Raw genomic sequence first — 13,251 nt, 5'->3', positions numbered from 1 at the left:
GCATCGTCCTGATGTGACGAGATGCAGGAAAGAGACGGAATTCGGGATATATGACGAAGAAATTGCTCGCGCTGGCTATGATGCTCATCCTGACTGGCTGCTTCGAGAAGGAGGCCGAAAAACATGTCTGGCGCCTGCAGTCTCAGGCGGTCGCAACCAGCATTGACTTCATCGAACTTGGCAAATTTGCCGAAAACGTCGCGCTGATGAGTAACGGTCGCCTGCAGATTTCGGTTCATCCAGGCGGGGAACTGACCAACGGCGCCGATATCTTCCCTGCTGTCAGTGATGGCAGAATAGAGATGGGGAATGGATGGCCGAACTGGTGGTCGGCGAAACATCCGGCCTGGGCTGTGATGAATGCCGGCCCGTTCGATTTCATGAATCTTGATGCCTCAATGATGTTCTTCCTTGCCGGCAAGGGAACAGACATGGCCAACGAACTGGCCAATCCGGAAGGCGTCGTATGGCGACCCGCCTGGTGGCCCGGAATGGAATTCGGGCTGATCTCCAGAGAGCCGATTACCGGCCTCGCAGACCTCAGGGGCAAGAAAGTCCGGATCGGCCCGGGATTACCCAGCGAGGTTCTGGCCGAAGCCTCCGGAAGTTATGCCATCCCGCTTGTACCCTCAGAAATCGAACCGGCGTTGCGCAGCGGTGATATCGACGCCGTGGAATGGACAACCGCCAGCGGTGCCTGGGATCTCGGACTGCAGGACATCGGCAGGCACGCCATTGTTCCGGCGGTCTGGCAACCATCGGTACTGTCAGACTTTCTCATCAACAAGGCAGCCTATGACCGGCTGACGCCTGACCTGCAGGCAATTCTGGAATCAGCCATCAAATCCTACACATTGACCACAACCTTCAAGGCCAAGCTCAAGGATTTCGAAGCGTTACAGAAATTTCAGAATTCCGACATCACCATTCGTCGCTGGAGCAAGGAAGATATCGAATCCTGGCGCAAGGCCACCGACAGCGTCATCACACGATACAAACTCGCTGACGACTACACGCGCAGGCTTCTGGACATAAAGAAGGATTTCAAAGACGAGTATAATGAATACTACCGGTATTTCGGTGCCTATGACTGATATCCGGGCAGTATGATGAAAGCTGACGGATCAGGCAGGCTTGTGCTGCTGATGACGCTTGTCATCATTTTCGTCCTTACGGGCTTTGTCATCATCCGCCTGACCATCGTCAACCATCAGCGGCTGACCGAACTCAGTCAACGCGCCGAGATCGTCGCCGAACGGATCGCGCTGTCTGCGACCCCCACCATCTGGTCGATCTTCGACAAGTCGGTCGACCGCCTCTATACCGAAGATGTCGCCTCTGCCATCATCGATTCCGAATTGCTGGATCCGATCATTTCCGGGGTTGTCGTCGAAGGGAGCTTCGGCCATCTGTTTATGGGCAAGGTCCGGACGCCATCTGGCGATATCGAATTCTATAATCGCCAGAATCATGCGGCCTATCTGAAAACCGTCGGCGTGATTGTCAGCCATCCCATCCGGCAGGGCACATTGACCATCGGTTCAGTGAATGTCTATGCCACCCCTCTCCCCTTCAGCCAGACCCTGCAGGAAACCCTGCTGATCGAGTTCATCGAAATCGCCGTCATCGTCGGCGTTATCGTCATCGGACTGCTGATTGTCATCAACCGGACCCTCCTGATCCCGGCCCGGCAGATGGCCATCGCCCGGCAGGCATTTGAATCGCTCAATGACGGGCTTTTCGTCACCGATCCGGATGGCCGGCTGATTGATGCCAATACCGCATATCGCAACAAGCTGTCCTCCTTCGCAGCCAACGGGTCCGGCCCGCCGATACAGATTCTCGATCCCGAAATCGCCGGCAGCCTGTTGCAGATCTGGGAAGGCAGCCGCCAGCATGACGGCTGGCAGGGCGAAACACGGGTCCGGGACAGGAATGGCAAGACAGTCCCGGTTCTGGTCAGCACCGCCCCGGTCCGCGATGACGGTGCCCGAACCGGCTATACGGTGACACTGATCAAGGATGTGACAGAACAGAAAGCCTCAGAGGAGGCGCTGCAGGAGCTGTTGCGGGAAGCCTCCATTCTGAACGAGCTTGCCCAGCAGGCCAATGCGGCGAAATCGGAATTTCTGGCAACCATGAGTCATGAATTACGGACGCCGCTGAACGCAATCATCGGCTTCACCGAGATGCTGTCCATGCCGGAACTGAAACTCACCCCGGAAAAGACCGAGAATTACCATGCCACGATCCTGCACAGCGCCCGCCATCTGCTGAGCCTGATCAACGACATCCTCGACCTGGCCAAGGTCGATGCCGGCAAGGTCGAAGTCCGCACCGACAATGTCGATATCGGTGAATTCACAACGGAATGCATTCAGTTCTTCCGGACCACCGCAAACGCGAAACAGATTACTCTCCGCGTCAATCCCGCCACTGGAACCATCCACACCGACAGCCGGCTGCTGAAACAGATTTTGCTCAATATTCTCTCCAATGCGGTCAAATTCAGCCCCGGCGGCAGTACCGTCGAACTCACCGTCCGCCAGGCCGCCGACGGAACGGTCGGGATCGAGGTTGTCGACGAAGGGCCCGGCATGACGGAAGAAGAAATCGTCAGGGTCATGGAGCCGTTCGTTCAGCTGGAAAACAGCTACACCCGCACCAATGAAGGTACCGGCCTCGGCATCCCTCTGATCGCCCGCTTCGCCGGCCTCATCGGCGGCAGCTTCAAACTGCTCTCCACCCCCGGCAAGGGGACACGGGCAATCGTCTCCGTTCCGGACAGACCAGTCCGGAACGACGCCGCCGCATAACCCGCGCGAAAGTGGAAGTCTTCAGTCTTGTTTCCGGGAAAATCGGATAGTCTGAATGAACAGAAAGGCCGAACGGCAAGGCCCGGCCGCTTTTCCTATCTGATATTTGACCACACAGCCAATCCGCAGTACTGCCTAGATTATGTCTGAGACTGATGATTTCTCGCGCTGCCTTCTGATGAACACAGCCAAGGCAGCACGCGCCCTGACCCGCAGGTATGACCGGCGGTTGCAGCCCTATGGGATCACCGTTGCCCAATTTGCCCTGCTGGTCAAAACGCGCCACCATGGAGGCACCACCATCAGTGCGCTGGCCGACCGCTTTGCCATTGACCGTACTTCCCTGACCCGGAACATGGATCTGCTGGAGAGACGAGGACTGATCCGCCGGGAAAAGGCGCCAAGCGGCAATGGTCGTCTCTGCTTTGTGACAGCGGAAGGCGAGAAACTGGTCGAACAGACCGTCCCGGAATGGCGCAAGGCACAGCAGGAGATGCGAGAACTTCTCTCCGGCTTCGATATCGATGACTATCTGAAGACCATGGAAATACTGACCAACGGCTAAAAGAAAAACCTTGCCGACTCTTGTCATCTGCCTCCTATAGTGCATATACACAGTGTATATGCACTATAGGAGGCAGCCATGCAGCAGGACGACCCGATTGTCATAACCGGACTGGGCGCGGTATCACCACTTGGTCAGGGTGTCCCGACCAACTGGCAACGGCTGATCGCGGGAAAAAGCGGTATTGTCAGCAATGACCGCTTCGATACAGACAACTATGTCTGCAAGGTTGCCGGACTGGTCCCGGACCGAAAGACCGACCCCGAGGGCGGTTTCGATCCGCTTGATCATATGGATGCGAAAGATCTGAAGAAGACCGATCTGTTCATCCGCTATGCCATCGCAGCGACAGCCGAAGCCGTCGAACAGGCGGGCTGGACCCCACAAGACCCGGCAGAGCGATCCCGCACGGCAACCGTCATCGGGACCGGCGTTGGTGGTTTTCCAGCGATCACAGATGCCGTCAATCTTGTCCGTGAACGCGGTCCCCGCCGCCTCTCCCCTTTCGTCGTCCCCTCCTTCCTGCCCAACCTTGCGACAGGACAGGTCTCTATCCGCTATGGCTTTTCCGGCCCCAGCGGCGCGCCGACAACTGCCTGCGCTGCTTCGGTTCAGGCCATCGGTGACGGCATGCGACTGATTCTGACCGGTGAGGCTGATGTCGCGGTCTGTGGTGGAACTGACGCCTGTGTCGACCCCGTCTCCATCGGTGGATTCGCCGCCGCCCGCGCCCTCTCCACCGGCTTTAATGCGACACCCACCCGGGCGTCGCGACCTTTTGACAAAGGCCATGACGGATTTGTCCTGTCAGAGGGAGCGGCCACCATCGTCATTGAACGCCTCAGCCACGCAAGGGCACGGGGTGCGACGCCACTCGCCATCCTCGCCGGCTACGGCACCACGTCTGACGCCTATCATGTCACCGCCGGCTGTCCTGACGGCGCGGGTGCACAGGCCTCAATGCAACTGGCTCTGCGGATGGCAGAAGCACATCCGGACGAGGTCGATTACGTCAACGCCCACAGCACGTCGACACCGGTCGGTGATGCCGCAGAAATCGCTGCCCTCCGTGCTGTCTTCAGGGGTCGCGGCAAGGACCTCGCGGTAACTTCCACCAAATCCTCAACGGGCCATCTGCTGGGCGCCGCCGGTGCCATTGAAGCCGTGTTCTCTGTCATGGCCCTGAAGGATGGTATCATCCCGCCCGGCCTGAACATTGAGGACCCGGAACCGGAGGCGGATGTCTTCGATCTTGTCCCCGGGCAGGCCAGATCGCAGCAGCTTGCGTCAGTACTCTCAAACAGTTTCGGATTTGGCGGGGTCAATGCATCTATCCTGCTGCGGCGCTACCGCCCCTGACACCTGTCACAATTCTCACTTCACGGAAGCTGCGGTATCTCGACAGAGACAATGCCGGTTGATCGTGACCGGAATCGTCTTCCTCAGATTTGGCGCAAAACTGGCTACCCTGAAACCCTAACTGACAGTCTTCTGACAACGGTGCCAGTCCTCGACAGTTTCAGGGCTGGCACTGCGCCGCAGCCGCATCAGATCATCACCATACAGCGACATAATCACCGTCTGCCCGGAATCCGCCTCGCCTTGCGGTGAGACATATTCAAAGCCATGCCGGTCATACTTACCCTGCATCGCCGTCCCGCCGGGCGTCATGATTTTCGGACCATCGATCGACAAAATTTTCATGTCCCTGCACCAGTGCCCGTCAATGGCATCAGCCTGCGCGACGCCCGGTGACAGTAGTCCTGCCACCGCCACCAGACCCAGAAACCCGCTTCGCATCTCCATAGCACCACCTCCTGACCAGAGGGCCCGACAGCCCCGTGGTCACAGCCTACAATATGGTGATCTGGCGGTGAACTGTGATATCAGTGCATCCTGCTCACTCCCGCGTGAGCGCAAACCGGGCGTTCTTTCATGATCTGGCTGCATCTCGTCACCGCTGTCCTTGCCGTCTCGCTCGGCGCCATCAATCTTACCGCCGCCAGGGGCACCACCCGACATCGTATCATCGGCTGGTGCTGGATCAGCCTGATGACCGTCACCGCCCTGTCGTCCTTCCGCATTCAGGAAATCAACCCCGGCAGCTTCAGCTGGATACACGGCCTCAGCCTGCTGACCCTGACAAGCATGGCCTGCGCCCTCATCGCCAGCCTCTTCGCCCTCCTCCTCGGCCGCTTCATCAGCGAATTACTCAGCTACGGCTGACACCACACCCTGCCTCATCCTGAGGAGCAGCAAAGCGGCGTCTCGAAGGATGGAGTTAGAGCGTACATGATCAGGCTGACCAGCCATCCTTCGAGACGGCGCGTTGCGCCTCCTCAGGATGAGGACCAAATTACCACCAAACCAATTCCCCCTCATCCTGAAACGAGTTCAGGATGAGGGAATGGTGCGGTGTTTTCTCTGAGTGCGAGGCAGTTACTCCTCCAAAACCTCCAGCATCTCCTCGATGGTTCCGTATTTCCGGCGGGGTGCACCGTTTTCTGCCGCTGCGTTTTCAGCTGCTTCAATCTGTTTCCAGTCGGCGTAGGTGACCACTCTGGCACCACGTTCTTTCAGCAGCGGGCCGAGCTTTCGGCGGCCCGGTTTGCCGCCATTACCGAGGTCGCTGAGGATATGAGCGGTGGCGGATTTAGCATCCGGGCGGCTGGAGGAGATGACGCCGGAGGGACCGCGCTTGATCCAGCCGACGACATAGAGGCCATCTTCGACCTTGCCGTCATCATTCGGGATAATGCCGCGCTGGTCATCAAAGGGGGCCCCTTCAATGGGGATCGAGCGGTAGCCGGTGGCAGCAACCACAAGACGGGTCGGAATTTCGAAGAACTCGCCGGTTCCCTTTACACGGCCATCAATGACCTCGGTTTTTTCCAGGCGGATGGCTTCGACATGGCCATCGCCCAGAATCTCGACGGGGTTGGCGTAAAAGCGGATATGCAGGCGCTTCTCCTTGGTCCCGCAATCCTCTGCATTGGCATAGTCCCGCAGGGTATCGAGGTTGCGCTGCATCAGGCGGGCCTCGCGACCATCAACGCCTTCCGGCAGGGCATCCGGCAGCTGTGCCGGGTCAACAACCAGTGCGCAGGTGGTGAGATCAGCCAGTTCCCGCAATTCGACATTGGTAAACTTGGCATCCAGCGGCCCGCGACGGCCCACCATATGGACCTCTCGCAGGGGCGACTGCCAGATCGCCTCGCCCGCATGGTAAGCCAGATCCGATGAGGCCATGCCGGTGCGAGTGCGCACCAGTATCCGGGCAATATCAATGGCAACATTCCCCAGACCAATGACCACCGCCTGATCCGTGTCGAGGTCCGGGTCCAGCCAACGGAAATCCGGATGGGCATTATACCAGCCGACAAAGGCAGATGATCCATAGACGCCATCAAGATCGGCACCCGGTATGGTCAGCTTTACGTCGCTGGCCGCACCAACAGCCAGCACCACCGCATCATACATGCCGCGCAGCTCATCCAGCGTCACATCCCGCCCGAGGGCGATATTGCCGTAATAACGGGATTTGTCCGCGATAGCCGATTTCTCGAACTTCCGGGCGACATTCTTGGTGGTCTGGTGATCCGGGGCGACACCTGCCCGGATCAGCCCGAAAGGGGTGGGCAGGCGTTCAATGATGTCGATTTCAACATCAGCGCCGGAAGACAGCAAAGCGTCTGCTGTGTAGAAACCCGCCGGGCCGGACCCGACGATGGCGACGGTCAGCGGCATGGCTGACCGTCCGCCCCGAGGGTATCAGCCGCCAGCGACCCAGGTATGGCCCGTGCGGAGCAAGTCGTTGAAATTGGTGATCTTTGCGCTCGATTTCGCGGCGTTGATCTGGTCATGAACGGCTGCCTCGTATGTATCTTCCCGAGAGCAGTATAGAACGCCCAGCGCTACCGGCAAATCCCGTCCGTTCATCGCCGCCAGCATACCGGCAAGCGTATGATTTGACGGGTCGTGGACCAGCAGATCGGCCTCCGTCACACCATTTTCACCAACCACCACTTCTTCAAGGCTCAGCGTCTTCAGGTTGAGACGGATACCCTTGTTGCCATCTGCGCCATAGATCAGCGGTTTACCCGCCTCCACATGGACCTGCCGGTCAGCAGCAACATCACGATCCGTAAATTCGTTGAAGACACCGTCGTTATAGACGATGCAGTTCTGCAGCACCTCGACGAAGGACGCGCCCTTATGTTCGGACGCTGCCTGGAAGATACCCGGCAGATGCTTCTGCTGGCTGTCGATACCACGGGCGATAAAGGTCGCCCCCGCACCCAGCGCATAGGTGCAGGCATCAATCGGCCGGTCGACAGACCCAAGCGGGGTCGAGGGTGACTTTGTCCCCTCGCGGGAGGTCGGCGAATACTGCCCCTTGGTCAGACCGTAGATCTCGTTATTGAACAGCAGCACCTGTAAATCGACATTGCGACGCAGCACATGCATCAGATGGTTGGCACCAATTGACAGCATGTCACCATCGCCGCCGACGACCCAGACATTCAGATCCGGATTTGCCAGCTTGATGCCCGTGGCAAAAGCCGGGGCACGACCGTGGATCGTGTGAAAGCCATAAGTTGCCATATAGTAGGGAAAGCGCGCCGCACAGCCGATGCCGGAGACAAACACGTTATCTTCCGTGCTCTGCCCCATATCGGCCATTGCCTTTTGCATGGCTTTCAGAATGGCGTAATCGCCACAGCCGGGGCACCAGCGTACTTCCTGATCCGTGGCGAAGTCTTTCGCGGTCAGCTTCTCTTTCTGGGTAACGGCGTTCATCTCAGGACTCCAGCTCATCGCGGATGGCAGCTTCCACCTCGGCGATCTTGAAGGGTTGACCGGCGACCTTGTTCAGGCCCTTCGCCGGGATCAGATATTCAGCACGCAACACGGTCAGCAGCTGGCCGGTATTCATTTCCGGCACCAGCACCTTCTCATAACCCGACAGCAGCTCACCGAGATTGGATGGCAGCGGCCAGATATGGCGGATATGGATATGCGAGACATCAAGCCCCTCGTCGCGCAGGTTCTGCACGGCGCGGCTGACCGGGCCAAAGGTCGACCCCCAGCCGACAACCGCCAGCTTGCCCGATGTTTCGCCCACTTCGACATCCTGATCGGGAATGGTCTTCGCCACATTGGCGATCTTCTGATGCCGGGTTTCCGTCATCTTCTGATGGTTTTCCGGAGTGTAGGAGATATGGCCGGAATTGTAGTCCTTCTCGATCCCGCCGATACGATGTTCCAGCCCTGGCGTTCCCGGCTTGGCCCAGGCGCGTGCCAGGGTTTCCGGATTGCGCAGGAACGGATGGAAACCTTCGGTCTCCGTATGGAATTTCACCGGGAAATGCTCGTATGTATCGACATCCGGAATCAGCCAGGGTTCCGACGCATTGCCGATATAGCCATCACTGAGCAGATAGACCGGGGTCATGAACTGCGTGGCGATGCGGCAGGCTTCAATCGCCACCTCAAAACAGTCACCGGGCGACCGGGCTGCCAGCACGACAACCGGGCTGTCCGCATTACGGCCATAGACCGACTGATACAGATCCGACTGTTCGGTCTTGGTCGGCATCCCCGTCGAAGGCCCGGCGCGTTGCACATTGACGATGATCAGCGGCAATTCGACACCGATGGCCAGACCAATCGCCTCGGTCTTCAGGGCAACCCCAGGACCAGAGCTGGAGGTCACGCCAAGCTGGCCGGCATAGCTGGCACCGATAGCGGAACAGGCAGCAGCAATTTCATCTTCCGCCTGGAAGGTGGTAACGCCGAACTGCTTCATCCGCGACAGGTTATGCAGCAGATTGGAGGCCGGTGTGATCGGATAGGAGCCGAAGAACATCGGGATTTCAGCAAGGCTGGCTCCCACTGCCAGACCATAGGCCAGTGCCTCTGCGCCGGTGACGGTACGGTACAGGCCGGGCTGAATTTCCGCCTGCGGCACATGATAACCGGGGAAATCCACTTCCGATGTTTCACCCAGGGCATGCCCGGCATTCAGTGCCGCGATATTCGCTTCGGCAATCTCCGGCTTTTTCGCAAACTTGGCGCGCAGCCCTTCGACCGTCGGGGTACGGTCACGGCCGAACAGCCAGTAGACATAACCCAGTGTCCACATGTTCTTGCAGCGCAGCGCATCTTTCTTCGACAGGCCGCTGTCCTTCACCGCTTCCATGGTGAGGGCAGAAATATCGATGGTAACCACCTGATAGGCCGCCAGCGCATTATCATCCAGCGGGTTACTGTCATATCCGGCTTTCTTCAGATTACGGTCATTGAACGATCCGGTATCAATAATCAGCAGACCACCGGGGCGCAGACCCTTCAGTTCAACCTTCAGAGCCGCCGGGTTCATCGCAACCAGACAGTCAAACGCATCGCCGGACGTGCGGATATCACGGGCGCCAAAGTTGATCTGGAAGGCACTGACCCCGAAGGTCGTGCCAACAGGTGCGCGAATTTCTGCCGGAAAATCCGGGAAGGTCGCCAGATCATTACCGGCCAGCGCCGTTGCCTGAGTGAACTGACCACCGGTCAGCTGCATACCATCGCCGGAGTCACCGGCAAAGCGCACGACGGCAGACTCAAGTTCCAGCCGTTTCGGGGGCGCTTCCTGAAGGGTCGCGACTGTCATTTCGATATCCCGGAATTGTTCGTGTACATACAATTAATCTGGACGATAGCGCAGTCTGAATGGAGGATCAATATCCACGCATGACCTTGCGCAACCGAGGCTCTGGAGTGCATAAGTACTGCCTGTCGCTATCGGTTACAACCGTAGGGATTTTGTGGATATTCCGCCACGTCACGGGGCATGGCGGATGATTAACGTTCAGCGGGAAAGGTTGCAGCGAATGTCATATGCCGGAGATATCTCACCGACCGACGCCTACAAAATGATCAGTGAAGACAATGAGGCACTGCTGATCGATGTTCGTACAATGCCGGAATGGGCGTTCGTCGGCCTGCCGGACCTGTCGGCTGTCGGCAAACAGGTGATGCGGCTGAGCTGGCAGCAGTTTCCGACCATGGAGGTCAATCCGGAGTTCACGGACAAGCTGGCGGAAGCCGCGCCGGACAAATCCCGGGCATTATTGTTCCTCTGCCGTTCCGGTGCACGTTCCGCCCATGCCGCCATGGCAATGACCGCCATGGGATATGAACGCTGCTACAATATCGCCTCAGGCTTTGAGGGCGACCCGGACATGAACGGCCATCGCGGCACCGTCAACGGCTGGAAAGTCGAAGGCATGCCCTGGGCCCAGAGCTGACAGGCAGGCGCCACCCGTCCTGAATTCGTTTTCAGGACGGGAAGACAGTCATCTGTTCAGGCTTCGGACAAGTCCTCAATCAGGCTGAAAGTGCCTGGCTGATATCCGCTTTCAGATCCGCCACATCCTCAAGTCCGACCGAGATGCGGACCAGACCATCACCGATATTCAGCATTGCCCGTTCTTCCGGGCTGAGCCGCTGGTGTGTCGTAGTGGCGGGATGTGTAACAAGGCTTTTGGCGTCCCCGACATTGTTCGACAGGTCAATCAGTTTCAGGGCGTTCAGGAAGCGGAAGGTCCGTTCCTTTCCCCCTTCAAGATCAAGCGAAACAACTGTCGATCCGCGGGATGACATCTGGCTCATGGCCAGCTTGTGCTGGGGGTGGCTTTCCAGTCCCGGGTAAATCACCCGGTTCAGACCCGGCTGGCCTTCCAGCGAGCGGGCAATTTCCAGCGCATTGTCGCAATGCCGGTCAACCCGCAGCGCCATCGTCTCCATGCCTTTCAGCATGACCCAGGCATTGAACGGGCTCATGCTTGGCCCGGTATGGCGGATGATCGGCAGCAACTGATCCCGGAAATCCGTATCATTGTACAGGATCGCGCCACCAAGGCAGCGCCCCTGCCCGTCAATATGCTTGGTCGTACTGTAGATCACGATATCCGCGCCATACTGCATCGGCTTCTGCAACATCGGCGTGGCGAAGACATTATCGACAACGACCCGCGCCCCGGCTGCATGCGCCAGATCGCAGACCGCCTTCAGGTCGATCACTTCCAGCGTCGGGTTCGACGGGGTTTCAAGAAAAACCGCCTGAGTTGGCTTTGACAGGGCGCTTCGCCACTGATCCAGATCGATGCCATCAACCAGTTCGGTTTCGACGCCATAAGACGGCAGGATATCGGTCACGATATAAAGACAGGAGCCGAACAGCGCGCGGGATGCGACAAGCCGGTCACCGGCTTTCAGCTGGCAGAACAGGGCCGAGAAGACCGCCGACATGCCACTGGCCGTTGCCTGACAGAAGGCCGCGCCTTCAAGCTTTGCCAGCCGTTCCTCGAACATCGAGACCGTCGGATTCGCATAGCGGCTGTAGACATAGCGAACACGATCGCCCTTGAAAGCGGCTTCTGCCTCTTCCGCCGATTTGTAGACATATCCGGATGTCAGAAAAATAGCTTCGGAGGTTTCATCGAAGCCAGAACGTTCCAGACCGCCACGGACCAGCAGCGTCTGTTCACGATAGTCATGCATGTCAGTTGTCATTTGCAGTTCCTTCCGCGCCCTCACGAGGGGCGCTCAACAAAAAACCCTGACCAGCGGGCCAGGGCGGTTCAGAACTGCCGAGACCTTTTAGCGATTGTTTTACGTGGCCGCAAGCTGGTCGCAAATCACCACGGCCTTTTCGATAGCCCTCCGGACAGGGCAGGTCAAGCCACTGTTACGCGTTGACCTGCGGCTCCCACAATCCTAGATACCACTCAGCGCAATGCCCCTCAGGACAGCCATGTCGACAAGTCTTTCTGGATCAGCCCCCCGCACCGAAACCACTACCACATCACCTGCTGTCGGATGGTGGCTGCTTGCCGTCGCCGCCATGGTATTTGTCATGGTGGTCATCGGCGCGCTGACCCGGCTCACGGAATCCGGACTTTCCATGGTCAGCTGGCGGCCGGTCACCGGCTGGCTGCCACCACTGAGTGAAGCAGAGTGGCAGGCAACCTTCGACGCCTACCGGCAATATCCGGAATATCTGAAGGTCAATGCGGGCATGACCCTGCATGAATTCAAGGAAATCTTCTGGCTGGAATTCATACACCGGGTATGGGGGCGGCTGATCGGTCTTGTCTTCTTTATTCCGTTTCTGGTGTTTCTGGTCCGTGGCATGGTGGCAAAACCGCTGCTGCCCCGGCTTATCGGGTTGCTCTTCCTTGGCGGCGCTCAGGGATTCATGGGCTGGTACATGGTACAAAGCGGCCTGATTGACCGGCCCGATGTCAGTCAGTACCGGCTGACTGCGCATCTCTGCCTCGCCTTCGCCATCTATCTGGCACTGATCTGGACTGCGCTCGACGTGCTGCGCCCCCGCGCGCCCGGTCTTGGCAAGGCCAGCCGCAGGCTGCTGTTACTGCTGGGGCTGGTTTTCCTGACCGCAATGTCCGGTGGTTTTGTGGCGGGGCTGGATGCGGGCATGACCTACAACACCTTCCCGCTGATGGACGGGGACCTGATCCCGGACGGCTATCTGGTCTATGACCCGGCCTGGAAAAGCCTGTTCGAGGATATCACGACAGTCCAGTTCAACCATCGCCTGCTGGCCACCCTGACCGGCGTCGCTGTTATCGCCGGCGCGGTGATGCTGATGCGCCAGACCACCGATCCCATTGCCCGCCGTAGCCTGATATTCAGCAAGCTGCTGGTAATTACCCAGTACCTTCTGGGGATCGCGACATTACTCAGCGTCGTCGCCATTTCGCTCGCCACCCTGCATCAGGCAACCGCCCTTCTGCTGATGACCGCCCTGCTGTTCTCGGCGCATGCCATCAATGAAGAACGAGAAAGCTGAGAACC

12 protein-coding genes and 1 riboswitch are annotated in these 13,251 nt (G+C 58.4%); of the genes, 7 read left to right on the top strand and 5 right to left on the bottom strand.

Annotation, left to right across the window (positions count from 1 at the left end):
• Positions 1-50 precede the first annotated feature (50 nt).
• From GH722_12225 to fabF, 4 genes are all read left to right on the top strand, one after another.
• On the top strand, positions 51-1,094 hold the full coding sequence (locus tag GH722_12225) for a hypothetical protein (protein ID MRG72527.1): 1,044 nt from the start codon (positions 51-53) through the stop codon (positions 1,092-1,094).
• Positions 1,095-1,106: 12 nt separating this feature from the next.
• Positions 1,107-2,816, top strand: a complete 1,710-nt coding sequence (locus GH722_12220; GenBank protein MRG72526.1) for a PAS domain S-box protein — start codon at positions 1,107-1,109, stop codon at positions 2,814-2,816.
• A gap of 142 nt (positions 2,817-2,958) precedes the next feature.
• Entirely contained in the window at positions 2,959-3,381 is a 423-nt protein-coding gene (locus tag GH722_12215; GenBank protein MRG72525.1) for a MarR family transcriptional regulator, read from the top strand.
• Between the two features lie 78 nt (positions 3,382-3,459).
• Positions 3,460-4,740, top strand: coding sequence for a beta-ketoacyl-ACP synthase II (gene fabF / locus GH722_12210; GenBank protein ID MRG72524.1), 1,281 nt, complete (start codon positions 3,460-3,462; stop codon positions 4,738-4,740).
• A 117-nt stretch (positions 4,741-4,857) separates the two neighbouring features.
• Here fabF and GH722_12205 read toward each other — a convergent pair whose 3' ends face one another.
• Positions 4,858-5,187, bottom strand: a complete 330-nt coding sequence (locus GH722_12205) for a hypothetical protein (GenBank protein ID MRG72523.1) — start codon at positions 5,185-5,187, stop codon at positions 4,858-4,860.
• A gap of 129 nt (positions 5,188-5,316) precedes the next feature.
• Between GH722_12205 and GH722_12200 the strand changes: the two genes are divergently transcribed.
• Positions 5,317-5,607 (top strand): hypothetical protein, encoded by a 291-nt coding sequence (locus GH722_12200; GenBank protein ID MRG72522.1) that lies wholly within the window; start codon positions 5,317-5,319, stop codon positions 5,605-5,607.
• Between the two features lie 213 nt (positions 5,608-5,820).
• On the opposite strand, the gene GH722_12195 is transcribed toward GH722_12200, so the two are convergent.
• From GH722_12195 to GH722_12185, 3 genes are read right to left on the bottom strand one after another with little or no spacing between them, the layout of a single operon-like run.
• Complete coding sequence (locus tag GH722_12195) at positions 5,821-7,128, bottom strand: pyridine nucleotide-disulfide oxidoreductase (protein ID MRG72521.1); 1,308 nt, start codon at positions 7,126-7,128, stop codon at positions 5,821-5,823.
• A gap of 24 nt (positions 7,129-7,152) precedes the next feature.
• Positions 7,153-8,181 carry a 2-oxoacid:ferredoxin oxidoreductase subunit beta gene (locus tag GH722_12190; protein ID MRG72520.1) on the bottom strand — a complete coding sequence of 343 codons (1,029 nt, stop codon included), beginning with the start codon at positions 8,179-8,181 and terminating at the stop codon, positions 7,153-7,155.
• Position 8,182: 1 nt separating this feature from the next.
• Positions 8,183-10,042, bottom strand: coding sequence for a 2-oxoacid:acceptor oxidoreductase subunit alpha (locus GH722_12185; GenBank protein ID MRG72519.1), 1,860 nt, complete (start codon positions 10,040-10,042; stop codon positions 8,183-8,185).
• A gap of 220 nt (positions 10,043-10,262) precedes the next feature.
• Between GH722_12185 and GH722_12180 the strand changes: the two genes are divergently transcribed.
• A complete protein-coding gene (locus GH722_12180) occupies positions 10,263-10,679 on the top strand; it encodes a rhodanese-like domain-containing protein (protein ID MRG72518.1) in 417 nt (138 codons plus the stop codon).
• Positions 10,680-10,758: 79 nt separating this feature from the next.
• Here GH722_12180 and metZ read toward each other — a convergent pair whose 3' ends face one another.
• Positions 10,759-11,946 carry an O-succinylhomoserine sulfhydrylase gene (gene metZ / locus GH722_12175; GenBank protein ID MRG72517.1) on the bottom strand — a complete coding sequence of 396 codons (1,188 nt, stop codon included), beginning with the start codon at positions 11,944-11,946 and terminating at the stop codon, positions 10,759-10,761.
• Positions 11,947-12,013: 67 nt separating this feature from the next.
• Positions 12,014-12,088: riboswitch (SAM riboswitch) on the bottom strand.
• Positions 12,089-12,187: 99 nt separating this feature from the next.
• On the opposite strand from metZ, the gene GH722_12170 reads away from it, so the two are divergent.
• Positions 12,188-13,246, top strand: a complete 1,059-nt coding sequence (locus GH722_12170; GenBank protein ID MRG72516.1) for a heme A synthase — start codon at positions 12,188-12,190, stop codon at positions 13,244-13,246.
• Positions 13,247-13,251: the final 5 nt, after the last annotated feature.

The sequence above is a fragment of the Alphaproteobacteria bacterium HT1-32 genome (assembly GCA_009649675.1).
Taxonomy (GTDB): Bacteria; Pseudomonadota; Alphaproteobacteria; order Rhodospirillales; family HT1-32; genus HT1-32.
Note: the sequence above shows the minus strand (reverse complement) of the source record. Positions and strands in the feature narration are given on the sequence as shown.